Raw genomic sequence first — 24,176 nt, forward strand, 5'->3', positions numbered from 1 at the left:
ATCATGAGTCAGTCCCTTTTTAAGCCTAATCAACTAAATAATCATAAATATGTTTTCCAATTATATTCAGTGTTTGCTTTCCAGCATGTAAATTTTCAAGCTGGTCCATCAAGACTGACACAAAAGCGGTTTTCGCTCCATATTGAATCACAGCACAATCATGTTCCACTTTTGGAAGTTCACCCGTTTTATTGGCCACGAACACCTGATTATGATCGATTTGTGCTGGAAGCTTATCTTTAAACTGCTGGTTTCGCATGATTTCTAGCGCAATCAACTGACTATCCTTAGAAAGAACAGTCCCTTCCTTCATCCACTTCAGACATTGAACAATGTCTAGCGGGCTCGTATAATTGTCTCTTCCCTGCTCTATTGCCTGAAAGTCCAGCATTTTTCGATTAAGTTCAGTCCGTGTTAGTCCAAACTGCCTCAAAAAACGATTAATCGTATTCATTCCCAATAGATCTATTAATAAATTTGTTGCCGTATTATCTGAGACTATAATCATTAATGTCATTAAGTCCTTTACTGTTAACAATGCATTAGGTGACAGGGCCTGCAAGACACCTGACCCACCCACGATTGCTTCCTTTACTATTGGGACAGGATCACTCTCACTCATCTTCCCATCCTCACATTGCCTTAGTGCTTCTATTAAAATAGGAATTTTGATCAGGCTTGCGGACTGAAACACATCAAGACCATTCACTTGAATTTGTTCCTCTCCAATCTCAATAACCAAACCTATCCGACCTTTTAATCCTTTAATTTCCTCTGTTATTTTTGCTTCTAGAATTTTCATCGGCTAAATTGTCACGGCAACCTGAGAATAATCGTGCCCACCAGTTTTGTTATTATTATAAAGGTGACATGATACAAAATGACCAGCATCAATTTCCTGCCAATTTGGTTTTTCTGTTGCACAAATTTCCATTGCCATTGAGCAGCGCGTTCTAAAAACACAACCGCTTGGTGGATTGATGGGGCTTGGTAACTCTCCAGTTAATATAATTCGCTCCCGTTTATCCTCGATGTCAGGATCAGGAATCGGGATTGCTGACAGCAAGGCTTGTGTGTAGGGATGGAGAGGATTCTTATACAATTCCTTACTAGCTGTTAGTTCGACTAAATTCCCTAAATACATAACACCGATGCGGTCACTAAATTGCTTTACCATTGAAAGGTCATGAGCAATGAACAGATAGGTTAATCCTTTTTCCTGTTGCAGCCGCTTCAACAAGTTCACTACCTGAGCCTGGATGGATACGTCTAGGGCAGAGATCGGTTCATCGGCAATAATAAATTGGGGTTCTAGTGCGAGAGCACGGGCTATTCCAATCCTCTGACGCTGGCCGCCGCTAAATTCATGAGGATAGCGATTAGCATGATCTTTATTCAAGCCAACATCCTCAAGTAATTGATAGACTCGCTTCAAACGATCCTTTTTATTAGGATACAGACCATGGACCTCCATCGGTTCAGAAATGATTTCACTGACGGTTGATCTTGGATTTAGCGATGCATACGGATCTTGAAAAATCATCTGCATTTGCTTGTGAAAAGCAAACCGGTCTTTCGAATTTAAGCTGTGGATGTTTTTTCCGTTATACAAAACTTCCCCTTCGGTCCGATCATATAGACCGATGATTGTCCTTCCAGCAGTAGATTTTCCACATCCGGATTCACCCACAATTCCGAAGGTTTCTCCCTTATTGATATGAAAGGATACCCCGTCAACTGCTTTCAAGACCTCACCATGTCCCAAATGGAAATGCTTTTTCAAATTATTAACCTGTAATAATTTTTCCATCATTATGCCTCCGTCTCATACCAGTAGCGCCTTGCTGCACAAAGCTCACGTTCATAAATCGTTCCTGCCAACAAAATAATCTCTACCGCTTTGCCAGTGTTTGGAGAGTGAAGTAGCTTCCCATTTCCGTAATATATGCCTACGTGATGAATACTTCCTTTCCCCTCTTCATGGGCAAAAAACAATAAATCACCTGGTTTTATTTCTGATAATGGAACTGTTTTTCCTGCATTTGCTTGATCATGGGCATCGCGGGGAATAATATAGCCATTTGCCTTACACATCGAGTAGCTGAAACCAGAGCAATCATATCCATAACTGCTCATGCCGCCCCAAAGATAGGGTAGGCCAAGAAATTGTTCTCCTGCTGAAACAATATCGCTTCCCATCCCTTTATAACGTGCAGCCATTGTTTCAAATACAACAATATTTTCCCAACTTAACTCACCAATTCCTTTCGGAGTTTGGACGAATACCTTTGAATCCTCTTCATTAATGAGTGGCAGGGTCGTTTGAAATGATAGTTCCAAAATGTTTTCTCCAGATAAAATCGCTTTGGGACTTGTTACAACTACCACTGGTCCATCATGTAAATTCCACTCAGCTTCACTTCTAACCAATTGTGACTTTGGCACCCATCCAGGATAGCCGCTTTCATTTTTTGAAGACGGCTGGCTGGGAATAATGATATGTGCCCAATTCTCCTTTTCTTCCATCAGCAAAACCTCTTGACCGAATAAAACTTGCGTTTGGACAAGGTTGTCCTCACATAAACCTAGCCTTGTTTCATATGTTAAACCATGTAACCAAGCATCCATATTAACGGGATTAGTTACGGCATCCCAATCTATTTCCCTGGCCGAATCGAAAGATGTCCAAACTGTTGCAACCGGTACATTAACGAGCCATTTATCCAACAGAAACTCCCCCTTCAATAATTACCTCTTTAATCCCCAGACCAGACTCTGTTGGCATCGTGATAAATCTATTATTATATTGAATTCCCCCATCAATAATTTCCTTTGCAAGCATAAGCGGCGCATCAAAATCATAACGGGTAATATTTTGCTTACTTGCAGCAAAATGGGCTGCGGCTGTAATGCCAAGACGGGTTTCAATCATGCTGCCCACCATGCACTCGACACCACAAGTCTCGGCGAGCTGATTAATAATCTGAGCTTGATAGATTCCGCCCGCTTTCATCAGCTTAATATTAATTAAATCAGCACTTCTTGTTTTCAATACTTGAAAAGCTTGCTTTGGTGAAAAAACACTTTCGTCTGCCATAATAAGCGTAGAGACATTGTCAGTCACTTGTTTTAGTCCTTCAATATCGTCCGCTTTTACAGGCTGTTCCACCAATTCAATTCGTAAGCCGCTATCCTCCATTTTGCGGATAGCTCGAATGGCATCCTTTGCGGTCCATCCCTGATTCGCATCCAGCCGAATTTTGATTTCGTTACCAACCCGGTTCCTAACTTCGCGGATTCGTTCGAGATCGGTGCTAATATCATCTTTACCGACCTTTACTTTTAATACATTAAATCCTTGCTGGATGTAAGAAACAGCATCGTCACCCATTTCCTCCGGTCCATTCACACTTACGGTATAATCGGTCTCCAATTCTTTTTTGTGGCCCCCAAGGAATTGATAAAGCGGCAACTTGCAATATTGGGCAAGACAGTCATAAAGAGCCATATCGACTGCTGCTTTTGCACTTGGATTTCCTACTAAAATCGTTTTCAGGCCCTGAAAAATCATTTCATAGTTTAAAAGACTTTTCTTTTCTAAAAAAGGTTTTATTACATGGTGGATGGCGGATTCAATACTTAATAAACTGTCACCCGTGATAACGCCGGTTGGGGGAGCCTCTCCCCAGCCTACGATTCCGTTATCACAGTATATTTTTACTAAAATAGCCTCGGCAGTTGTAACGGTCCTTAGTGCTGTTTTGAAAGGCTTAATAAGGGGGACAGCAACTTTAAATGTTTTAATTGTTTCAATCTTCATTATTTATCAGTCCTTTACATGATGCTGCTTTCGATAAATAGTCTTTTTTCTGCTGTGTTTAACATAGCATTAACACCCAAAGGAATGGTAATATGCGGGTTGCAGTGACCAATTTGAAATCCTCTTAGTGCAGGTTTGTTTGCTAGTTTTATATAATGACTGATGACTTCATCCAGTGTTAACGATAGACTTCTTTTTGGTGTACAGTCACAAAAGTCTCCAAGGAGAATTCCGCTAGCATCTTCAAGCTTTCCAGCCATATAAAGCTGATTCAGCATCCTGTCCACTGAACGTGGTTCTTCATTTATATCCTCAATAAACAAAAGCTTTCCTTTTGTGTCTATTTCAAACTTAGTACCAAGCGTACTAACTAAGAGGGACAAGTTCCCACCAGCAAGTTCACCGGTTGCTACACCATCAACTAACACCTCTAATGGTGATAGTTGCTCAGTATAGGACAACTCCGTTGGTTGAAACAATTGCAAAAATCCATTTTTTGATAATCGATGGGTATCTTCCTTTCCGATATCAGACCCCAACATTGGACCATGGAAGGTGACTAGTCCGGTTTCTTGCCTTATAGCTATATGTAAAAAAGTAATATCGCTATAACCCCAAAAAATTTTCGGGTTATTTTTAATTATTTCGTAGTCAATGTTTGCTGCAATTCTTCCTGTTCCGTATCCCCCGCACGCACAAATGACTGCCTTAACCTTTTTGTCTAAAAACATTTCATGTAAATCCTCAAGTCTTTCTTGATCGGAGCCCGCTAAATAGCCATAAATATTGCTGACATTTCTCCCTTTCATGACTTTTAAACCTAACTCCTGTAAAAAACCGATTCCTCTTTCAAGATTATCTAGATTCGGCGGGCTGGCAGGAGCAATGACTCCAACAGTATCTCCTTTTTTTAGGCGAAATGGCTTTACTAGATGCATCCCAAATTCTCCTTTCAGATTTTTAGGAAAAGGGATGTTCAAACGAACATCCCCTTCCCAGTTTTATTTTTTATCTGCCCACTTTAATTCTAAGTAACCAACTGGGTGACGCACGATTCCTGTTACCTTTTTATTTTGTAAGTACACCTGGTTGTAGAAGTGAATTGGAATAATTGGTGCTGCACTAAATAAAATCTTTTCAGCTTTATACATCATCTCATACCGTTTCTTTTCATCTTTTTCATGTTTTGCATCTTTAATCAATTGATCAAATTCAGCATTGCTCCAGCCAGTACGGTTCATTGGAGAACCGGTGATAAAATTCTCGATGAAGTTGATTGGATCAGCATAGTCAGCTAGGAATGAACTGCGTGAAAGCTGGAATTTCAATGCTTTTTGGTCCTGTGCAAATACATTGCTTTCCATATTCGCTAGTTTCACATCAACACCTAAATTTTCCTTGAGCATTTGCTGTAAGGCTTCGGCAATTTTCTTATGCGTATCACTAGTACTATAGGTTAATGTAACCTCAGGAAGTTTCGTATACTTTTCCTCTTCCATCCCTTTTTTCAAAAGCTCTTTTGCTTTCGCAACATCTGTTTTAATTAAGTCTCCATTTTTCTCACGGAAGTCTTTGCCGTCAGGGTCTTTAAATCCGTAGGAAACAAATCCATAGGCAGGCTTTTCCTTATTGTTTGTGACATGCTCAACCATTTGTTTCTGGTCAACAGCCAATGCGAATGCCTTTCGGATATTCTCATTTTGGAAAGGCTCCTTTGTCAAATTAAAACGGTAGAAATATTCACCTGCTTGATCTTCTACCTTTACGTCGCCTTCTTTAAACAATTTATCGGCTAGCTCTGCTGGAACGGGAGACGTATCTAGTTCACCAGTTGTATACATCTGGTATTCAGTATTGGGATCATCAACCATAGCCCAATGCACTTTATCCACTTTCACATTTTTTGCATCCCAATATTTATCATTTTTGACCATTGTAAACTCACTGTCATGTTTCCAATCGGCTAATTTAAATGGACCATTAGCAACAAATGTGCTTGCTTCAGAAAACCATTTTGGATTTTCCTTTGCAACTTTTTCATTAATTGGGAAGAAACATGGATTTGAAATGACACTTAAGAAATAGGCCTGCGGGCTGATTAACGTCACTTCGAAGGTCTTTTTATCTACAGCTTTTATCTTCACATCACCGGCAGAACCCTTTCCGTTGTTATAAGCCTCCCCGCCTTCAATAAAATAAGCTAAAAAGGCTGCTGGAGAACCCGTATTGGGATCTAATAAACGTTTCCATGCAAATACAAAATCTTCCGCCGTGATATCATCACCATTGGACCATTTTGCGTTGTCACGGATATGGAACGTATAGGTTTTTCCATCCTGTGAGACATCCCAGTTTTTTGCTGTGGCAGCTTTGGGCTGATGGGATTCATCTAATCGTGTTAGACCTTCCATTAAATTGTTCAAGGAATTCCACGATACAGCATCAAACCCAATTGGTGGGTCAAATGAAGTGGGTTCTTGCCCATTATTCAAATAGAGAACCTTTTCTGTCTTTTCGTTAGTCTTTCCTTTTCCATCATCCTTTGGCTCGCTTCCGGCATCCTTATTTGCTGTACAAGCCGACAAAGCAAATAGCATCATAACTGCAATCAGCATGGTAGTAAACTTTTTCATCTTCTTCCCCCTAGTAATTTTATTTATAAAAAACTTATGATGATGCCAATTTTTGCGCCCGTTCATCCTGCAACCAGCAATCTACATGATGCTTGTTGCTCTTTTGTGTTTTAAACGGGTAAACTCGTTTACATACTTCCATCGCAAATGGGCAGCGCGCTGCAAAAGCACATCCCGGCGGCGGTGAAAATAAATCTGGAGGTGTGCCTGGGATTGGAATCAGCTCTTCCATTTCTATATCTAAGCGGGGGACAGATTGTAACAACCCTTTTGTATATGGATGCTGTGGCTGATAAAAGATTTCTCTTCTTGTCCCTAATTCCACAATTCTCCCAGCATACATGACAGCAATTCGGTCAGCAACCTGTGCGACCACTCCTAAATCGTGAGTTATTAATATTATGGAGACTCCTGTTTTCTTTTGAATATCCTTAAACAACTCCAAAATTTGTGCTTGAATCGTTACATCTAGGGCCGTTGTCGGCTCATCTGCTATTAATACATCTGGCCGGCACACGAGCGCCATTGCAATGACAATCCGCTGCCGCATCCCTCCGCTAAACTGGTGCGGATACTGTTTTAGCCGTAATTCGGGATTAGGGATACCAACTAGTTTCAACATTGCTAGGGCAACCCTTTTCGCCTGAGTCCTTGTTAGTTTCTCATGCTGTACAATCCCTTCCATAATTTGCTCACCAATGGTAATGGTAGGATTTAAGGCCGTCATTGGGTCCTGGAAAATCATCGAGATATTAGCACCGCGAATTTTTCGCATTTCTTGTTCTTTTAATTTGATTAAATCATTGTTTTTAAAAATAATTTCTCCGCCGTGTATTTTACCAGGTGGTTCAGGAATCAATCTCATAATACTTTGGGAGGTGACACTTTTTCCACAGCCCGACTCTCCAACTATCGCTAGTGTTTCTCCTTTATGTAAGTCAAAGCTTACCCCTCGAACTGCTTTCACCTCCCCTCCATATGTTGAAAAGGATACGTGAAGATCCTTAATTTGAAGGATTTTTTCCATGCTGCTACCTCCTCAATTTTGGATCTAGGGCATCCTGGAGTCCATCACCTAAAACATTAAATGCAAACATCGTTAACGAAATAAATAAGGTCGGGAAGAACAAACGCCACCAGTATCCTGATAGAATCGTAGATAAGCCATCATTCGCCATAACACCCCAGCTGGCATGCGGTGCTTGAATTCCAAGGCCAATAAAGCTTAAGAATGCTTCGGCAAATATGGCAGATGGAATCGTTAATGTCATTTGAACAATAATCGGTCCCATTGTATTTGGCAGTAGATTCTTCCGGATAATCCGGGCAGTTTTCGTTCCAAACGTTTTTGAAGCTAGTACGAATTCATAATTTTTAATTTGCAAGACCTGTCCTCGGACAATTCGCGCCATCCCAACCCATCCAGTTATCGAAAGGGCAATGATAATCGTGGTTAAACCAGGGCCAAGGACAACCATCACTAAAATGACAACAAGCAAATAAGGCAATCCATATAAAATTTCTACAAATCTCATCATAAAATTATCGGTTCTTCCACCCTTGTAACCTGCAACGCCTCCATAAACAACACCTATAAGAAAATCAATAAGGGCAGCCATTAAACCGACAAATAGAGAGATTCGTGCACCGTAGCAGGTTCTTGTAAACACATCTCTTCCTAAATCATCTGTTCCAAACCAAAACTTACTCGATGGGGGTAAATTCTGCATCGTTAACTTTTGTGTTTCAATCGAATGAGGTGATATCATCGGACCAAAAATGGCTAGAATCGTAAGAAAGACTAAGAAAACCATTCCAGCCATAGCTAATTTATTTTTTAAAAGCCGATACCAGGAATCCTTCCAGTACGATAAGCTAGGTCTCACGACTACATCTGCTTCTGAATTTCTCTTGATTAAAGGAACAAACCATTCATCTGGTACATCTGGCGAAATATTCTGTTTTTCATATTTGCGCAGTTCCATTATTTCGCCTCCTTTTTATGAAGCTTAATTCGAGGATCTAGAACACCATATGCTAAATCCACTAATAAAAGCATAAATATCAAAATGGCGCTATAAAAGATGGTCGTCCCCATAATGACTGGATAATCACGATTATTGATGCTATCAACAAAATATTTCCCCATTCCAGGGATGGCAAATATTTTTTCAATAACAAACGTTCCTGTTAAAATACTTGCGGCTAATGACCCTAATACAGTTACTACTGGTAACAGCGCATTCCTTAATGCATGCTTAAAAACAATTTTGACTGGTGAAAGTCCTTTGGCTTTTGCCGTTTTTATGTAATCCTGGGTTAAAACCTCAAGCATACTTGTTCGAGTTAAGCGAGCGATAATCGCCATCGGTCCAGTTGCCAGTGCCAATATCGGTAATACCATATGTTTTGGACTAGACCACGTAGCTACTGGGAAGATTGGAATATTAACCGCTAACTGTTGAATCAAAAAAGTTGCCAATACAAAATTCGGAATCGATATCCCTAAGACAGCAATGCTCATTGACAGGTAATCAATGATACCATTATGGCGAAGGGCGGCGACCACACCTAAGGTAATCCCGGATATTATCGCAACAATCAACGTATAAAAGCCGAGTTCAAACGAAACTGGAAAGCCTCTTCCAAGCAAATCATTGACCGTTTGGGATGACTTTTTAATAGAAGGTCCCAAATCAAACTTGACCAGAGCCATTAAGTAATTGCCGTATTGAACTAAAAGTGGTTTATCGAGCTGATAGTAGGATTCAAGGTTTTTTTGGATTTGCTCATTTGTGGTCCTCTCTTCATTAAATGGTGAACCAGGTACCGAGTGCATTAAGAAAAATGTCCCGGTAATGATGAGCCATAAGGTGATAATCATAGCAATCAATCGTTTAAAAAAGTAAGTTTTCATGCTCGACCACTTCCTAACAGAATGTTGTTCTCATCGCTAATTCGGTCATTACCAGCATTGCTTGGTACGCTTCTAATATGTTTTGGGCTTGAAAACGGACCGTTGTTGTTCCAGGAATAATCTCTGTTCCTGGCATCAAATTTGCCCACTCTGCTTGTCCATAGTTGGCAAATTCAATCCCTAGTAGTGGTCTATCAGGAGGAGTAAGCGGTTTCATTAAACCTTTATTTTTAATTGCAAGAGCCGTTTTTTCTCGGAGGATCTGTCCGGCTTTGATCGGTGTTAACGATTTTGCTGCAGACCGAGAGATCGTCTCTTTCACAATCGCTGTTGTAATATTAGGAATAAGCTGCTCTGCCTCGATTGCCGCCCGGTCATCACCAGCAACCATTAAAACAGGGACATCATAATAACCTGCAACATAAGCATTAAATCCCATTTCACCAACAGCAACATCATTTATGTACATATTACGAACACCAAAAATCATCGAATGCGACATAACTCCCTGTAGTGATGCCCGTGCATGATAGCCAACAAACATGGCACCAGCAAAAGACCCATCTAATCCTTGAACCATAGAAAATGGCTTAACATCACCAGTAATTAATTGTGTTTCTGGATGGAGTCTCTCAATTAATAGATTATTCATTTTCGAGTGACTATCATTTACAACGACTTCCTTACATTCTTCCTCAAAAGCAGTAGTGATGACATAATTGGCCTCGTCTGTCATGATTTTTCTACTGCGCTCATAATTCGACTTGTCGGAATCAACGTGTGTATGGTCAACAAGTCCGGTTATTCCTTCCATGTCAACTGAAATGTATAATTTCATAGTCTTTCCCCTTTACAATTAATTCAAATTATCTATCTATTATAGAATAATAATTCCCTTTATTCAAATTGTTTATAAAATTGCGTTAATTATAGTATTATAGTCCCATCCCTGGTAATGATCAATTAATGCATATTTTTTGAAACTTTTCATTTCAATACTCGTATTATTTAACAGTAGATAAACTGATAAATATCTAGAAATTCGCCTAGAAGTTTTTCCCTTTTTAAAAAATAGATTTATAATGTACATATATACAATGGAAGAGGAGTGAAAAGTGTGGGTGTTACTCTTAGCAAGGGGCAAAAAGTTGATCTAACAAAAGCTCACCCCGGCCTGCAAAATGTCGTTGTTGGGTTAGGTTGGAATGTAAGTCATTTAGGATCCAATTTTGATCTGGATGCCTCGGCATTTTTATTAGGGCAAACTGGAAAGGTACAAAGTGATCAGGATTTTGTTTTCTATAACAATCCATCAGGTGGAAATGGTTCGATTATTTATAGCGGAGACAACCGAATCGGATCAGGTGTGCGGGATGATGAACAGATAAGAATTGATTTAAACAGAGTTCCAGCCCATATTCACCGGATTGCCTTTACCATTACTATTCACGATGCCCAAGTTAAACGGCAAAATTTTGGACAAATTGCGGATGCGTATGTACGTATTTTTAATGAATTAACCAATGAGGAATTAATAAGATTTAACTTAGGAAAGGATTTTACTGTAGAAACGGCTATAGTAGCAGCAGAACTTTATCGGCATAACGGCGAATGGAAATTTAATGCAATTGCCAGTGGGTTTCAAGGTGGATTAGCTGCTTTATGCCGCAACTTCGGTGTAACGGTTGATGACCCGCCTGTAAGTGCACCATCAGCACCACCGTTAGTGCAGCCGACCTATCAGCAGAGCCAAAGTAACCATGACTCTTTTCAGCAAAGGAATTCGTACCAGCAAAATCAGCACCATCCTAATCAAAATAGTCCTTTTCAGCAGAACCCAAATAGCTATAATCCATCCCAACAAAACCAATCTAGCCTGCCTTCATACTCGCAGCCAGCCTATGGTTATCCGGCACAGTCGACATATCCTTCAACACCAAGTTCACAGAACACATATGGTGGAGATGATATTATTTGCCCGCGTTGCCATTCCTCAAATGTTCGAACAGGAAAAAAAGGATTCGGTCTTGGCAAAGCAGCAATTGGTGGGTTAATCCTTGGTCCTGTAGGCTTACTTGGCGGTTTTGTAGGGAAAAATCAACTTAAGTTAACTTGTAACAACTGTGGAAGCACGTGGTCCCCTTCACAAACGGATTATGCAGAGTGGGCAAATACTCAAAAGAGAAAAGCCCAAGATGTGTTCAATCGTTATAAAAGCCAAGATGTACTTGAGGCAGTGGTGGCAGGCTGTGCCCTAGTAGCAATGGCTGATGGTAACTTAGATGCCTCGGAACGGCAAAAAATGCTTGAATTTGTTCACCAAAGTGAAGAATTACGTGTTTTTGATACCAATAAAGTGATTCAAAAATTTAATTTTTTCGTATCAAAGATGGAAAATGATCGAATGATGGGACGTGCAGAAGCATTCCGTGCACTTGGAAAAATAAGGACAAAACCTGAGATTGCCCGGTTAATTGCCCGCTATTGTATTGCAATCGGCTATGCTGATGGAAATTTTGATAATAATGAAAAGCAAATGGTAGCAGACATTTGCCATGAGCTCGGCTTAAACCCTGCTGAATTCCTGTCGTAATAAAAAATAAACAGCCCCCATTCAGATTGTAAGTAGTTCCGATAACTTGGAGTAAAAGCTAAACCACAATATAAAATGACCAATGATTTTAACGACATAAACAATAGGTTAAATAACATTGTAATTAGCACACAAATAACGCTTGGGGTCACTTTGAAGTATGAAGTGACCCCAAGCGTTTTGAATTAAATTTGGAGTTCTTATTGAACTAAATCATGTTACTTTAAGTACAGTCTTTACCAATATATTCGTATTGAGCAATTAATTCTTTTCGATGACTTTGTAATCAGAAAGATTTTCAAGAAGTGCACCACACTTTTTACATTGGTCTTGATCTGGATTTATCTAAGTGAATTTTTCTCCTCCACAATAACCACAAACAAGAATTTTCATGATCTCACCTCGCAATATGAGTTAATTTCTCGTTTACTTTTTGGCATTATTATTATGATTATCAGAATTGAACCTAACTCTTAATCATATATTAATAAGAGGTGATTAAAATGGATAACCATCTTCAACAAACATTTGATATCAGTACTTTGAAAATTGGTGCGATGGTCAATGGTGGAGCTTTGCAAATTGGTTGTGGGGCTGGTAAAGCTCCACGAGTCTATCCTGTTGGATTTACTACAGTTGGAACTACATTAGTTCCTCTTTCAGCTCCTCTACAATTTGCTGTCCCATTACAAGTATCAGTACGTCAGAAATTATAAGATTTGACCCTACTTTAGTTTAATTACCCGCTTTAAGTAAAAGACCTCTCCTAATGTATGACTTCCTGCTGGAAGTCATTTTTTAATTGTTAAGCTTCCTTTAAAAGGAATACATCCCCTTCAAATAGAAATGCAATTTTTATGGTACTAAAAGCAGAATATTTCTCTCTGTAAGCTGAAAAATTCTTTCATAACTTGTACTTTGAGGTGATAAAAAATTGGTCTTTTTGAACTTAATAGAAACCCCATTGGTTTGCTTCCTGTATTAGTTGAAATACCCTGAAATCGTCCTAGTTGGAATAGTGTCTTATCGTGAATCTAAAAGGATCAAGAAGTGAACAATAGGTGTCAAATATGAATAAAAGAGAAATGAATTCCATCTTTATATGGAACTATCGTGACCGTTAATTGAAGAAGGAAAAAGCGATCCTCCGTTATTGAAGCATCGCCCCCGTTACTTTAAGTGAATTGATTCACAATCTTACTGGGAATTTACCTAAAAAAGCTGAATTAGCTTAATAAAAAAAGGACTCCCTTTTTGGGAATCCAATTCATTTAGTGCCACTTTGGTTAAAGTTTAATCTTCTCGGTTCGCAACACTGTCATTAGCCTCATTGGCACCTTCGCCGACTTTGTTACCCATCGCTCCTCCTGCAACAGCCCCTGCAACGGTACCAAGTGGACCAAGAACAGAACCCAAAGCAGCTCCAGCGACAGCACCGACACCAGTTCCTACCGCTTCGCCAGCATCATTATCGACACGGTTACGTTCGTTTTTATCAGCCACTCATCTCACTCCTTATTTAGAATAGGCAAGTGCTTGCCAGCACAATACCGTTACATATTTTGCCCTATAAGGACAGATTTACGCGAATTTTAAATCTGTCCTTAAAACTTTGCAATTTTCACTATCCTTCACGTTGTACAATAAGAAAAGCTGCCATAATGACAGCTAGATCTTAAACTATTGTACCCGTTATTTGAACAAGGGAATAATCTTTGTTACATATAATAAGAATATTGTTCATTATCCAAAGTTCTGTTTATGTTCATTAACTTTGATGTTCATATCGGACTATCCATTTGCTAAATATAGCCATTACCTTATGAATGAAACCTATATTGATTACCATTATAATAAAGCACAAAATTGAATACAAAGTGATGGTATTTAACGTAGATATCTGTATTATTTGCTTAATAATATATATACAAATAGGCAAACAAATGACGCTCGTAACAATACTAGGGATATATTTCCTTACTACGAGTGCTTGTAAACAGTGTATTAACAAATGCAAAGTAAAGGCAATAAATGAGCCTATCCATAAACTATACCAATTCGTCATATAGGAAACAACTGTAATTATACTAATTAAAATGAATTCCTCCGCTACCCCTAAAGCGAAAGCAGATGTTGTAATATGATCAAAATGATGTAGTAACTTTTTTGATAATGTAGGAAATCTATCACACAAATAACTTTTATTTTTACTTATCCATGCTCGCATAAATATTATTTCTTCAAAATCATGAATAATAAAAAGTATAGGGAAAAGCCATATAATAACTTGAATATTGTTCATTTATCAACACCTCTTTACACCTTGTTTCTACCTTAATAACTCTGTATTACAACGTTAGTACCCGTAACTCATAATAAAGAATCTGTTTTGTGGAAATTAAGGGATTTATTTGTTACAGTAACCCACCTTGCTTCATCTTTTGAATTTCTTCATAAGACTCTCGAATAGTGGTAACCTTATATACTTTGGTAAAAATCTTCCTAAGCCTTGAAAAATAATTCTATTTGCCATTCCAGGTAATAAGGTAGTCTTAGTGCCAAGATAACTAAGAGACGATACTACGTTTTCTGGTTCCATAAGGCCGGAACTAAAATGACTCCACCCCGACCACGTTTAACCATTTCATTAACACAAAAATGTGTAAGTGCCATAGGGGTTTTTAATATGGTTTCAAGCAGTTTGCTCTGGTTCTCCCAATTTTCACGATGAAATTCTCCGGTAATGCTTTAACCAGCATTGTTGATTAATAGCCCTACCTCTAATGTTTGAGTGATTTTTTCAATTTCAGAAATAGAATTTGGAGTTGATAAATCTGTTACGACTGTTTTCACTTGAACATTATATCGATTCCTGATAATTTCTTTGGTTTGTATAAGAGTCCCGTCCTCACGTGCAACTAGTACTTAATGAAATCCCTTGTTCAGCTAATTTGTGAGCAAATTGATATCCCATTCCTGATGTTGCACCAGTTATTACTGCCCATGGACCATATTTTTTAATAAAATCATTCATACATTACGCCTCCTGAGTAAATACTCAATATCGTTCAAAAAAAATATAGTATGCTCAATTAGAAATATCAAGTCCTTTTAATATAAGATTTACTACACTCTCAATATAGTTATCATTTTCAAGAGGGATTTCATCTGATGCTCTTTTCCCAACTAAAAAATGCGTTAATAAGGTTGAAAGAAACATTGAAGTTGCTAATTCAATTGTCTGTTTTTTAACAGGACCAGAAACAGCCCTTGTCAGATGCGTGTTGATTTGTTTAGACATTGAATGAATAAGGTCAACAACCTTTACGTTTACATCTTTGTTTTGTACCATTTCGGGGGACCAAATAAATGACAAAAAACTTTTATTACGAGATAAAAAATCGGAATATAAATGTCCCAATTGAATTAAAGCTGGAACGGGATTCATTTCCGACAGTTCCTTCATCTCCTTGTACATTGACTCAACAAATGAAAACTCACTAATTAAATGATTAAGAAGTTCGTTTTTATCTTTAAAATAATAGAATATAAGGCCTTCTGCTACACCACTCTTTAATGCAATTTCTTTTGTTGTTGTTGCTTTAAATCCATGTTCTGTAAAAAGCTCCAATGCAGTTTGTACAATCTTATCCTTTTTTGATACCAATAAATTCACCCCTGATAGACTTAAGATTTGAGTATTTACTCAATTATAAACCAAATTAAATCACTGTCAACATATACCACCAATCTACTCCGTTAGTGGAAGTACATTTTTTCACAATCTTTATAGTGGTATTAAATATCTGTAGCTTTAGAATAAAGTTTGATCAAAAATAACTCTAAATCCTTGATTTCACTGCATATAAAAAGCCATCGTTTTTAACAAAGATTGATCAAAACGATGGCTCTTTTTTATTTTTCAGAATTACTTTTTATAAAAAAGTTTGATTAATTTAATGCTCCTTATTCCACTAACGCCCCCGAGTTTAAGTACAATTCTTCACAAACTATAAGGATTTTCTAAAAAAAGCTTCAAAATCTATTGTTTATTGTTTATAAGATGGGTTTGAATAAGGACAAAGAAGTGAAACTTTTAAAAAAAATTATCGTCAATTCAAAAAAGGAGGGATATTTTGAGATTAAAACATTTTTTTATAATGATATTAGTGTTCTCTATATTTTTGATAACGGGTTGTTCAAATAATGTAGATAAAGGAACTGAAGACATAGATAGTGAATTTCCTCCATCTTATACTGGAATAATTATTATTAATGGTATGGAATATCAGATGGAAAAAGGCGGTTATAAATGGGAAAGAAAAAAAGGTTTAGGAACTGAAGTTGTGCAAACAGACCACGCATCTCCGAACCAAATGGCAGAGCATATGGAATCAATTAGCACAAATCCAAATCAAAAGGTTGATATTAAGATTGAAGGAAACCCAGATATTAAAGTTTATTTATGGAATGAAAAAGGAATAGAAAAAGAAATCGAACAAGATGCTAATCAAATAATCGTTCCTTCAAGTAAAGGTAAGTTTATCTATGAAGTATTAGCAGAATGGACTAACGGAACAATTTCCTATACATTTGTTGTAGAAGTTCAATAGTCACAAAAAGATTAGTCATAAAAGAAGTGGGAAACCTTATTAATCTGGTTTCCCTTGTTTTTTATTTAAATATCAACATTAAAATTTAACAGAGCCTAATAATAAAAAAGCCACCCAGCAGAGTAGCCTTAACATTAAGTTGTATAAAATATATACCTTTCCTTCTTCAACCTGCCAAGATACTTCAATAAGGAAAAAGCGATCCTCCCTATTCAAAAATCGCACCTTGTTAGTGAAACAACCCAGGCTTATGTACTCAAATCTATTTCATCCCATTCTTCACCAGGAGTAACGACCCATTCGAGTGCTTTTCTTCTTTCCATAATCGTGCCTTCGTCAAGCTTATTATGTTTTTTTCCGTTTAATCGTGCATCGACTAAGTACCAATGAAGCCTATAAAATAAATCTACTTGTTCATATATTTTCTTTTCGCTTCTCATAAATGTTCTGGCTACTAACGTAGAAAAATCCTGCTTCTTTCTTACATCTGGAACCATTTGGATTAAGTTATCGCCTACGGGTTCATTTATGCGAAAATTATTGTTTATGCCTAATACCCAAACTAAAGCCCAAAGGCTTTCAACATACCATTTTAACCTCATTATCTCTGTTGGTGTAACTTCGATCTCACTTTTCTCTAAAATATCCTTTTCAAACTCTGTAACATTTTGAAATAATCCCTGTTCTTCTATCCATCGTTTAATAGCAGAAGGCGGGGCTTGATGTGCAATATAAACCATTCCAGCCATAATGGTTACTCTTTCAATAAAGAAATTTAATTCCATAAACTTCACCTTTTTTCCGAAGTCTTCTCAATAAAAACTGAATCGTTAGAACAATAGTTCTACAGAAGGAGCTTTAATCCTTATTCAAGTAAACTCCCGTTAGCTTAAGAAAGGTGCAGAATTAATACACACTAAATATATCATCAAATACTTCACCTGTTTCATAATCAAAAACCATTCTATATTCGCCTATCACTGAATCATCGTACTCAAAATTGAGTCTTAAAACTACGTGATTAAAGTCCTCATCTGGATAGTTTGTAATTGTAAAAGAAACTGTATTAATATAAATGGAAAGTTTCTCAGATTTAAAGCCTTCCTTAAATGTTTCTTCATATTCTTCAGGGTACTCTTCTCTCCAACTATTAAAATTCTCCCAAAACCCTTCAATAGTTTCTCGCTCTAAATCTTTCTCTAGTATCCATTTTTTAAAGTCCTTTACATTTATAAAATTGGACATTTAAATCCTCCTATAATGGCATAATCCATTGATTTCTTCATTGAATTGTTAAATTCCTTCTTGAAGTAAACTGCCCTTTAGTTCAATAAAAAGAAGGATGCCGCCGCACCCCCTGCTGTTAACTCAAACACCGTTAGTTGAAAATGAATTCACATTTTTTCACATAAGATTCTTTATTATAATCTACCAAGCACTTTTTCATTATTGTTGCATCTCGTGGCAACTTTTTTTGTAACTTTGCCCATCCAATAAACTCCAATTTATCAGGCAACTCAACAAGCCCTGTAATTGCATCCCAAAAAGCATCCCAATTCTCCCCATAAAAGTCTGGGAACTCAAGCTTTTCTTTGAGTAGTAAATGTAACTCTTTTGACTTTTTTATATTTGATACATCAATGGATATAATTGGAGGAACCTCCAATATAGGACTAATAGTTATTTTCACATCTTCAATGTTATCTTCGTTAGATACTTTCCCAAATATCCTACAATTACCGCATTTTTTACATTCAAACATATATCTAACTTCTTTGTTATATTCCCAGCCGTTTTCCTCACTTACAAGTTCTGTTTTAAGTGTGCTTTTAAACCATTGGTTTTCAAAACAGACATCACATTTTAAGTCTTTACCCCATATTCTTACTTCGTAAAGCATTAAAAAGACACCTCACTATTTAACTAATTATTTATAAATTCAGCCTTAGTAGAATTTTTTCCTTCTTTCACTAAACTGAGGGAGTGGAACAAGAAAAAGAGCCGCAGCAGCAACCCTTTGTTTAACTCAAGCCACCGTTAGATGAATAAGAAATACCAGCTCAATTTTAGAGTAAAGACTCGTTAAAATTTATCCATTTAAAACTCAGTATATTTAGTTGATAACATTATCATAATTCCCTGTTTATTAATCCTTTGATAGTTAAAGGGAATATCATCTAACTTTTGGTATTTTTCATTCCATATTACATTATAAAAATATGAAGGAAATGAAGGATGCTGTTTTAGGTTAATGTTTTCAAATTTATAGCATTCATTTGGATAAGTCTCATCATATTCAAATATCTGAAGTATATCCTCCTCTATAGCTATTCCACCAATCTTAAAGTCGAATGTCTCGAAGAGGTCTTCCAAAAAGAAAGTGAAATCAGATAATTCATTTTCTTTTATCCCTACTTGGTTCCATTCAGGAGCATCAAAACTACTCCCAAAAAACCAAAAGTTAACTAAGATAGCATTAGAAGATACCTGTTTTATATGTAAAGTAGCTTTACGTTTCCTTGGCAAGTGTACAATGGTCCTTAAATCCACACTATGAATAATTACTGATTCAGGTGAGTCTGGATCATATGGACAACCTTCATTAAAATTATTTATTATTTCTTCTATATTTTTATCAATTACTTCAATTTTTGTGCGGACATCAGATAGTTTATCTATTATTTCTCTTATTAGATCCTGTTTTATTGCCAAGAAAAAACTTACCTCAAGGAATGGACCTCCCTTTAACCACGCCAACTATAATACCTCCTAATTTGTATCTAACCTCATTTAAACCAACTAACACATTGAAACAAATGCAGATTGCATTATGATTAACCTCATCCAATTCTAGAATAAAAAGGATCGCCAAGTATTCCGGTATTAAATAAAAGCACCCCGTTAGCTTAACAAGACAGTTTGGATATTTATTTTTACTCAATTAAATTCAGTGCGTCAGTTACATACATTTTATCTTTACTAATATCAAGGAATTTATCTTTTGAATTAATAATATTGGGATAATAGCCAAGTGTTAGGATTACATCTTCCTTTTCTTTAAATATGATTAAATGATTTGGCAATGCAATATTACTGTTTTCAGTGCTTTCTTGTTTTGCTCTTTTAGTGGAATTAATAATTCGCTTTATTTCTTCTTCCAATTTAATGACTGAAATAATTTCTCCTTCTTGCTTTCTGTATTCTTCAGGACTTGGTGACTCACTTGCGAATTTCATAATTTCAATACTTGTAATTGTAGTATCATTTTCGAAAATACTGTTCGAACATCCTCCCAAGAGTAAAAGCAATATTGATAGTAGTAGCAGTATATTTTTCATGACATCCTCCCCCTTTTTATATAGACGGTGATTATCTGTTATAAGTTACTTATTCAATTAACCTGCCATTTAGTCGAAGAAGAAAAATCCCGCTGGAACCGCAGCCGGATCTTTAAATAATGCACCCTATTGTTGAAGAAGAATAGTTTCTATGGATTATGAATTTTTATAAATCCATTATACTTCCAGTTAAACCTAAAGCTACCGCTCCGAAAATAAAAGCAACTATATGAATTAAAATCTTGTATCGTAATTTAGTTTTTAATAAATCATATAACTTAAAGACAAAATAAAGTATTACCAAATTAATAGGTGCCTCCACTGAGGCTGAAATAAACTTATTATTTAAGAAAGGCAATTCATTTAAATAATATCTAAACAGAATATCATTTGCTATACCAATAATAGTTAATAAGGCTTGATAAATAAAAAACTTAAAATAATTCATTTTTTCAAGGTCCCCTAGAATCAAATTTTCTTTTAAAAATAATGACAGTATAGTGTTGATTATATCAATATTCTTCCTTCCATATATGTGTCAATCTCCATAACATTTTTCTTCAACTCCTGCCATTTAGTTCAATAACAAAAAAAGCCACCAAAAATGGCAGCTGGATCTTTAACTCTTGCACCCGTTTGTTTAAGTACAATTCTTCACAATCTTTTTATTTTTGTAACTGAACATCATCCTCATCGAATGAGCATCGCCCAGTTAAGAATTTTTATCAAGCGAATTTCAAAACGAGCGGGCATTAACAAGAAAATTCATCCGTATCAGCTAAGGCATAGCACGCCACCCATTGTTACAAGGTTAGTTAAAGGGAAGAAATGGAGTACAGGGGTGGTAAAAGCAACCAATGAAAAAGTAGCCTAATATTTAGAAATATCATACAATATAATCAGGCATCTATTGTGGACAAACCGTCAAAAAATATTCGTTTTAATGAGGAGGTAATCTGAAATGGAAACATCTAAAAAAATAACAGTAGCAACAACAGTTCAAGCACCAGTAGAAAAGGTATGGAAATATTGGACAGAGCCAACTCATATAAGGGAATGGAGCGCAGCTTCGGATGACTGGCACACACCATTTGCTGAGAATGATTTAAGAGCAGGTGGGAAATTCCTTTCCAGAATGGAAGCCAAAGATGGCAGTTTTGGTTTCGATTTTGGTGGCATTTATGATGAAGTAAAGTTACATGAGGTTATCGCTTATACAATGGGCGATGGAAGAAAAGTTAAAATCACTTTTAAAGGTCGAGAAAACGAAACCGAAGTAATTGAAACTTTTGATGCTGAAACTGAGAATCCAATTGAGGTACAACAACAAGGATGGCAAGCGATTCTAAATAATTTCAAAAAATATGCAGAGCAAGCAACCATTTAAAAAAGCAAATCAGAGATGCTCAAATAATCATTTTTATAAGGCAATAGAATTATTGATATTTTTCTTAACAAAGAGTCAGCCAAAACTGACTCTTTTATTTTTCACTTAAAGACGTTGCAAATTTTTAATATCGATATACAAGTAGGGCTATATATTAGGTGAAATGCGAAATAAATAAGTCATTTTCCTTATTGCACTAAACTCCCTTTAGTGTAACAAGATAAAGAGCTTCCGCTATAACTTTTTAATCTGGACCGTTAGTCGAATAAGAAAAAAGATCTCCGCAGAATCCTATTAAGCTCAAGCACCCGATAGTTGAAAAGTATTGCTGTACAAACTATCACTAAATCATGTAATGCTTTCCTTTAATAATGGTTGTAGCTTTCTTGCCATACAATACTTTCTTTGGATTGATAATGATGATTAAAACTGCTACTACTAAATAAAAAATTGCGTTATACATGATTAAATCGATTAAGTTTCCGTTTATTAAGCCAATAAAAAAATTAAAGAATTGATGGATGATGATTGGGATGATTAAAGTCTGATTTAAATTATAAAATGCTGCCATGACAATCGTAGTAGATACGATTGAAATCATAAAGAATAGAATATATTTGATCAAATCCATGCCCATAAACCCTGTAGTAAACCATATGGGTAGATGCCACATACCCCACCAAAATCCTATGATTATCGAAGTTTTTAATGGCGAATGCTTCTTTTGAAGCTCGACTTGAGCAAAACCTCTCCACCCTAATTCTTCACCTAGTGGCCCTGACAGAAGGTTTTTTAAAAAGTAATAGAACAGCATTCCCCATGAAGATATAGTAAAAATAGAGTCTACTTCACTATTATTCAATACGAGAAACAAAATCAGAATAAATATGAAGGCTTGAATCGTACTTACAGAAAGGATCACAGAAAATTTAAGTTTAGTCTTGAATTTATTTTTAACAAAATGTATAAAACTCTGCCCAGGATAGATTTTTTTAAATAGTATTGCAAAAGCAAAGGTTGAAGACCAAGCTGATATACAGCGCGCGACATCAAAAAACCATGTAGGAAATCCCAATATCTTTATGGCCCCTACAAGACAAAAAAGTGGCAAAAAAATGATATTGGTTAGTAGAATAAAACTTGCTACTGGCTTTTTTAGCTTCTTTTCTCTACTCATACAGATCCCCCGCTTCAAACTAAGTATTTCGTCAATATCATAACGCTCATATTTACGAATACCTTCAGCATAAACCTAGGGGTTACTCACAGGTCAATACATGTCTGCATTATTTTCCCCGCATGAATGAGCAATAATTCTCCACCAGTTATAACAGTATGTGCAGGTTTTAGTTGTGTTCCTATATCCAGTGGAAGATAAAGCCCCCCACTGATTAAATTTTCACTTTATAGGTACATAAATTTCTAAAAAAATACGTTCAAGTCCATCTTCATAAGTGGTAAGTAATAGATTTATATAAACAAGCCCCAAAAGTTCATACCCTTTTTCTTTTGCTACTTTTCTTAAACTAGCTTCCACTTTATGGTCAGTATTTTTTCCACCCGTTGACCATCTTCCATCTTCAACAACTGTATAAATACATTTTGGATGAGATAGAATTTCACCTTCTATTGCTTTATCACAATCTTCTACTCTTCTTACAATGATAAATTTATCTTCAAGAATACCTTCTTCGTTGAAACGTATGACTCTTCTTAAAGATGTGAGAATCACTGCTTTTTTTAAACTGTCTGTGCTTTCTTTTAGAGTGTCATATTCATCATATGCAGTATAATGCTCTATTTCTCCTTTTATTTCTAAAGGCTTCATTTCTTTTACTGCGTATACACCTAGAAATTGTTTAATTTTTTCGCAATCTTCTTTTACGACCTGAAGCTTTTTTAACAGTAGTTTTTTATATTCTATTTTCTCTAAAACCTCTTGTTCTTTCTCTTCTAATAATGATTGTATTCCCTCTAAACTCTTACCTTTTCTTAATTCTTGTATTTTTTTTATTTCAATATCTATTTCTCTATAGAAATTTACTGTTGTTATATCATATATATCAAAATGATTATATTTTCTATACCCATTCTCACTATTTTGCTTAGGCTTTACTAATTCCTTTTCCTCATAAAATTTTAAGGTATCTCTAGAAACATTTAAAAATTTAGCTACTTGTCCAACTGTGTACATTATACCCTCCTTTATCATTACTACATATTCTTTATGATATTTCATATTTTCAGTACGTCGAAAAAAATAAAATAGGTTTTATTATAATAACTAAGTTAGGTATCACATCTTTTACATTCATACCTGCAGTCCTCCATCCTGTCCATTCTTTAAATTATCGAATACTGAAATATTCTTACAATTATTATTCCAAGAAATAGTAGAAGGTAATACGAATTTCCAAATTCATATCATCTTCTTGAATGTTTTAATCAAACTTTATTGCAAATTATCAATCTTTATATTAAAACTTTGTTTTAAACAATCAATCTTTTTTATAAAGCTACACTCCCCCTTATATTTGACCATTCTAACACTATTTTCCAATTAATTGTTGGGATTTTTGCCCTTTAGCCAACTATGAAGCAGGGATTCCCCACAGAAAATGAAAGGGAATTTCGTTCTTACATGGTGATTTTTAAGGTGGTTTTTTATAATTTATTCTCCATTGTTTTTCAAAAAACCTGCCCGTTGGTTTAAGTTCAAATATTCACAATCTATTTTAACATTTTAACATAAAATGCCATTTACCCTTCCTTTTTTTCACAACGAACTTAGAATTAATATAGCAAATACCGATAAAATTAACACCCTAATTCACACGATGACAATAGATATTGTCACGTTGTTATTTGGTAGGTT

The 24,176-nt window shown here is 36.1% G+C and carries 27 protein-coding genes; 5 read left to right on the top strand and 22 right to left on the bottom strand.

Going from position 1 to position 24,176, the window contains the following annotated elements; translation table 11 throughout:
* Positions 1-25: 25 nt before the first annotated feature.
* From M5A78_RS00825 to M5A78_RS00870, 10 genes are all read right to left on the bottom strand, one after another.
* Positions 26-802: a serine hydrolase gene (locus M5A78_RS00825; RefSeq protein ID WP_248733389.1), complete on the bottom strand. Its 777-nt coding sequence runs from the start codon at positions 800-802 to the stop codon at positions 26-28.
* Positions 803-805: 3 nt separating this feature from the next.
* A complete protein-coding gene (locus M5A78_RS00830; protein ID WP_248733390.1) occupies positions 806-1,813 on the bottom strand; it encodes an ABC transporter ATP-binding protein in 1,008 nt (335 codons plus the stop codon).
* On the bottom strand, positions 1,813-2,727 hold the full coding sequence (locus M5A78_RS00835) for a C40 family peptidase (protein ID WP_248733391.1): 915 nt from the start codon (positions 2,725-2,727) through the stop codon (positions 1,813-1,815). The genes M5A78_RS00830 and M5A78_RS00835 overlap by 1 nt, the downstream gene beginning before the upstream one ends.
* A complete protein-coding gene (locus tag M5A78_RS00840) occupies positions 2,720-3,820 on the bottom strand; it encodes a dipeptide epimerase (protein WP_248733392.1) in 1,101 nt (366 codons plus the stop codon). The genes M5A78_RS00835 and M5A78_RS00840 overlap by 8 nt, the downstream gene beginning before the upstream one ends.
* Positions 3,821-3,834: 14 nt before the next feature.
* On the bottom strand, positions 3,835-4,758 hold the full coding sequence (locus tag M5A78_RS00845) for a S66 peptidase family protein (RefSeq protein WP_248733393.1): 924 nt from the start codon (positions 4,756-4,758) through the stop codon (positions 3,835-3,837).
* A gap of 63 nt (positions 4,759-4,821) precedes the next feature.
* The gene (locus M5A78_RS00850) at positions 4,822-6,453 is read right to left on the bottom strand and encodes a peptide ABC transporter substrate-binding protein (RefSeq protein ID WP_319942245.1); all 1,632 of its coding nucleotides are present in this window, start codon (positions 6,451-6,453) and stop codon (positions 4,822-4,824) included.
* A 34-nt stretch (positions 6,454-6,487) separates the two neighbouring features.
* On the bottom strand, positions 6,488-7,480 hold the full coding sequence (locus M5A78_RS00855) for an ABC transporter ATP-binding protein (RefSeq protein ID WP_248733394.1): 993 nt from the start codon (positions 7,478-7,480) through the stop codon (positions 6,488-6,490).
* Positions 7,481-7,484: 4 nt separating this feature from the next.
* On the bottom strand, positions 7,485-8,438 hold the full coding sequence (locus M5A78_RS00860; protein ID WP_248733395.1) for an ABC transporter permease: 954 nt from the start codon (positions 8,436-8,438) through the stop codon (positions 7,485-7,487).
* On the bottom strand, positions 8,438-9,370 hold the full coding sequence (locus M5A78_RS00865; protein WP_248733396.1) for an ABC transporter permease: 933 nt from the start codon (positions 9,368-9,370) through the stop codon (positions 8,438-8,440). Before M5A78_RS00865 ends, M5A78_RS00860 begins: the two co-directional genes overlap by 1 nt.
* A gap of 13 nt (positions 9,371-9,383) precedes the next feature.
* Positions 9,384-10,208 (bottom strand): M55 family metallopeptidase, encoded by an 825-nt coding sequence (locus M5A78_RS00870; RefSeq protein ID WP_248733397.1) that lies wholly within the window; start codon positions 10,206-10,208, stop codon positions 9,384-9,386.
* 279 nt (positions 10,209-10,487) lie between these two features.
* On the opposite strand from M5A78_RS00870, the gene M5A78_RS00875 reads away from it, so the two are divergent.
* Both M5A78_RS00875 and M5A78_RS00880 read left to right on the top strand, forming a co-directional pair.
* Positions 10,488-11,963 carry a TerD family protein gene (locus M5A78_RS00875; RefSeq protein ID WP_248733398.1) on the top strand — a complete coding sequence of 492 codons (1,476 nt, stop codon included), beginning with the start codon at positions 10,488-10,490 and terminating at the stop codon, positions 11,961-11,963.
* 503 nt (positions 11,964-12,466) lie between these two features.
* A complete protein-coding gene (locus tag M5A78_RS00880) occupies positions 12,467-12,679 on the top strand; it encodes a hypothetical protein (RefSeq protein WP_248733399.1) in 213 nt (70 codons plus the stop codon).
* Positions 12,680-13,256: 577 nt separating this feature from the next.
* Here the strand turns inward: M5A78_RS00880 and M5A78_RS00885 are convergent.
* The 4 genes from M5A78_RS00885 to M5A78_RS00890 all read right to left on the bottom strand — a co-directional run bounded on the left by M5A78_RS00885 (position 13,257) and on the right by M5A78_RS00890 (position 15,630).
* Positions 13,257-13,466 carry a glycine zipper domain-containing protein gene (locus tag M5A78_RS00885; RefSeq protein WP_248733400.1) on the bottom strand — a complete coding sequence of 70 codons (210 nt, stop codon included), beginning with the start codon at positions 13,464-13,466 and terminating at the stop codon, positions 13,257-13,259.
* A 265-nt stretch (positions 13,467-13,731) separates the two neighbouring features.
* Positions 13,732-14,265 (bottom strand): HXXEE domain-containing protein, encoded by a 534-nt coding sequence (locus M5A78_RS24845; protein WP_406603651.1) that lies wholly within the window; start codon positions 14,263-14,265, stop codon positions 13,732-13,734.
* A 606-nt stretch (positions 14,266-14,871) separates the two neighbouring features.
* The gene (locus tag M5A78_RS24655) at positions 14,872-14,997 is read right to left on the bottom strand and encodes a hypothetical protein (protein ID WP_264760424.1); all 126 of its coding nucleotides are present in this window, start codon (positions 14,995-14,997) and stop codon (positions 14,872-14,874) included.
* Positions 14,998-15,051: 54 nt separating this feature from the next.
* Positions 15,052-15,630 carry a TetR/AcrR family transcriptional regulator gene (locus M5A78_RS00890; protein ID WP_248733401.1) on the bottom strand — a complete coding sequence of 193 codons (579 nt, stop codon included), beginning with the start codon at positions 15,628-15,630 and terminating at the stop codon, positions 15,052-15,054.
* 469 nt (positions 15,631-16,099) lie between these two features.
* Here M5A78_RS00890 and M5A78_RS00895 point away from each other — a divergent pair, with 469 nt between their 5' ends.
* The gene (locus M5A78_RS00895; RefSeq protein ID WP_248733402.1) at positions 16,100-16,576 is read left to right on the top strand and encodes a hypothetical protein; all 477 of its coding nucleotides are present in this window, start codon (positions 16,100-16,102) and stop codon (positions 16,574-16,576) included.
* A 248-nt stretch (positions 16,577-16,824) separates the two neighbouring features.
* Here M5A78_RS00895 and M5A78_RS00900 read toward each other — a convergent pair whose 3' ends face one another.
* The 6 genes from M5A78_RS00900 to M5A78_RS00925 all read right to left on the bottom strand — a co-directional run bounded on the left by M5A78_RS00900 (position 16,825) and on the right by M5A78_RS00925 (position 20,362).
* Positions 16,825-17,361, bottom strand: coding sequence for a DUF4272 domain-containing protein (locus M5A78_RS00900; protein WP_248733403.1), 537 nt, complete (start codon positions 17,359-17,361; stop codon positions 16,825-16,827).
* A 121-nt stretch (positions 17,362-17,482) separates the two neighbouring features.
* The gene (locus M5A78_RS00905) at positions 17,483-17,821 is read right to left on the bottom strand and encodes a hypothetical protein (RefSeq protein WP_248733404.1); all 339 of its coding nucleotides are present in this window, start codon (positions 17,819-17,821) and stop codon (positions 17,483-17,485) included.
* A 133-nt stretch (positions 17,822-17,954) separates the two neighbouring features.
* A complete protein-coding gene (locus tag M5A78_RS00910; RefSeq protein ID WP_248733733.1) occupies positions 17,955-18,224 on the bottom strand; it encodes a barstar family protein in 270 nt (89 codons plus the stop codon).
* A gap of 449 nt (positions 18,225-18,673) precedes the next feature.
* Complete coding sequence (locus tag M5A78_RS00915; RefSeq protein WP_248733405.1) at positions 18,674-19,333, bottom strand: hypothetical protein; 660 nt, start codon at positions 19,331-19,333, stop codon at positions 18,674-18,676.
* A gap of 176 nt (positions 19,334-19,509) precedes the next feature.
* The gene (locus M5A78_RS00920) at positions 19,510-19,914 is read right to left on the bottom strand and encodes a hypothetical protein (protein WP_248733406.1); all 405 of its coding nucleotides are present in this window, start codon (positions 19,912-19,914) and stop codon (positions 19,510-19,512) included.
* A 166-nt stretch (positions 19,915-20,080) separates the two neighbouring features.
* The gene (locus tag M5A78_RS00925; protein WP_248733407.1) at positions 20,081-20,362 is read right to left on the bottom strand and encodes a hypothetical protein; all 282 of its coding nucleotides are present in this window, start codon (positions 20,360-20,362) and stop codon (positions 20,081-20,083) included.
* Between the two features lie 156 nt (positions 20,363-20,518).
* Here M5A78_RS00925 and M5A78_RS00930 point away from each other — a divergent pair, with 156 nt between their 5' ends.
* Both M5A78_RS00930 and M5A78_RS00935 read left to right on the top strand, forming a co-directional pair.
* Positions 20,519-20,788, top strand: a complete 270-nt coding sequence (locus M5A78_RS00930) for a hypothetical protein (protein ID WP_406603652.1) — start codon at positions 20,519-20,521, stop codon at positions 20,786-20,788.
* Positions 20,789-20,875: 87 nt separating this feature from the next.
* A complete protein-coding gene (locus tag M5A78_RS00935; protein ID WP_248733408.1) occupies positions 20,876-21,301 on the top strand; it encodes an SRPBCC family protein in 426 nt (141 codons plus the stop codon).
* A 343-nt stretch (positions 21,302-21,644) separates the two neighbouring features.
* Here M5A78_RS00935 and M5A78_RS00940 read toward each other — a convergent pair whose 3' ends face one another.
* A complete protein-coding gene (locus M5A78_RS00940; RefSeq protein ID WP_248733409.1) occupies positions 21,645-22,478 on the bottom strand; it encodes a CPBP family intramembrane glutamic endopeptidase in 834 nt (277 codons plus the stop codon).
* Between the two features lie 222 nt (positions 22,479-22,700).
* On the bottom strand, positions 22,701-23,495 hold the full coding sequence (locus M5A78_RS00945; RefSeq protein ID WP_248733410.1) for a MerR family transcriptional regulator: 795 nt from the start codon (positions 23,493-23,495) through the stop codon (positions 22,701-22,703).
* Positions 23,496-24,176: the final 681 nt, after the last annotated feature.

This window comes from Neobacillus rhizosphaerae (assembly GCF_937468385.1).
Classification (GTDB): domain Bacteria; phylum Bacillota; class Bacilli; order Bacillales; family Cytobacillaceae; genus Neobacillus; species Neobacillus rhizosphaerae.

What these genes read in the sequence shown, in the direction of transcription:
- M5A78_RS00940 (WP_248733409.1), bottom strand. Translation starts at nt 22,478, where the DNA reads ATGAGTAGAGAAAAGAAGCTAAAAAAGCCAGTAGCAAGTTTTATTCTA.
- M5A78_RS00905 (WP_248733404.1), bottom strand. Translation starts at nt 17,821, where the DNA reads ATGTCCAATTTTATAAATGTAAAGGACTTTAAAAAATGGATACTAGAG.
- M5A78_RS00935 (WP_248733408.1), top strand. Translation starts at nt 20,876, where the DNA reads ATGGAAACATCTAAAAAAATAACAGTAGCAACAACAGTTCAAGCACCA.
- M5A78_RS24655 (WP_264760424.1), bottom strand. Translation starts at nt 14,997, where the DNA reads ATGAATGATTTTATTAAAAAATATGGTCCATGGGCAGTAATAACTGGT.
- M5A78_RS24845 (WP_406603651.1), bottom strand. Translation starts at nt 14,265, where the DNA reads ATGAACAATATTCAAGTTATTATATGGCTTTTCCCTATACTTTTTATT.
- M5A78_RS00900 (WP_248733403.1), bottom strand. Translation starts at nt 17,361, where the DNA reads ATGGAATTAAATTTCTTTATTGAAAGAGTAACCATTATGGCTGGAATG.
- M5A78_RS00920 (WP_248733406.1), bottom strand. Translation starts at nt 19,914, where the DNA reads ATGAAAAATATACTGCTACTACTATCAATATTGCTTTTACTCTTGGGA.
- M5A78_RS00840 (WP_248733392.1), bottom strand. Translation starts at nt 3,820, where the DNA reads ATGAAGATTGAAACAATTAAAACATTTAAAGTTGCTGTCCCCCTTATT.
- M5A78_RS00850 (WP_319942245.1), bottom strand. Translation starts at nt 6,453, where the DNA reads ATGAAAAAGTTTACTACCATGCTGATTGCAGTTATGATGCTATTTGCT.
- M5A78_RS00925 (WP_248733407.1), bottom strand. Translation starts at nt 20,362, where the DNA reads ATGAATTATTTTAAGTTTTTTATTTATCAAGCCTTATTAACTATTATT.
- M5A78_RS00845 (WP_248733393.1), bottom strand. Translation starts at nt 4,758, where the DNA reads ATGCATCTAGTAAAGCCATTTCGCCTAAAAAAAGGAGATACTGTTGGA.
- M5A78_RS00880 (WP_248733399.1), top strand. Translation starts at nt 12,467, where the DNA reads ATGGATAACCATCTTCAACAAACATTTGATATCAGTACTTTGAAAATT.
- M5A78_RS00860 (WP_248733395.1), bottom strand. Translation starts at nt 8,438, where the DNA reads ATGGAACTGCGCAAATATGAAAAACAGAATATTTCGCCAGATGTACCA.
- M5A78_RS00870 (WP_248733397.1), bottom strand. Translation starts at nt 10,208, where the DNA reads ATGAAATTATACATTTCAGTTGACATGGAAGGAATAACCGGACTTGTT.
- M5A78_RS00830 (WP_248733390.1), bottom strand. Translation starts at nt 1,813, where the DNA reads ATGATGGAAAAATTATTACAGGTTAATAATTTGAAAAAGCATTTCCAT.
- M5A78_RS00855 (WP_248733394.1), bottom strand. Translation starts at nt 7,480, where the DNA reads ATGGAAAAAATCCTTCAAATTAAGGATCTTCACGTATCCTTTTCAACA.
- M5A78_RS00945 (WP_248733410.1), bottom strand. Translation starts at nt 23,495, where the DNA reads ATGTACACAGTTGGACAAGTAGCTAAATTTTTAAATGTTTCTAGAGAT.
- M5A78_RS00865 (WP_248733396.1), bottom strand. Translation starts at nt 9,370, where the DNA reads ATGAAAACTTACTTTTTTAAACGATTGATTGCTATGATTATCACCTTA.
- M5A78_RS00930 (WP_406603652.1), top strand. Translation starts at nt 20,519, where the DNA reads ATGGCAGCTGGATCTTTAACTCTTGCACCCGTTTGTTTAAGTACAATT.
- M5A78_RS00825 (WP_248733389.1), bottom strand. Translation starts at nt 802, where the DNA reads ATGAAAATTCTAGAAGCAAAAATAACAGAGGAAATTAAAGGATTAAAA.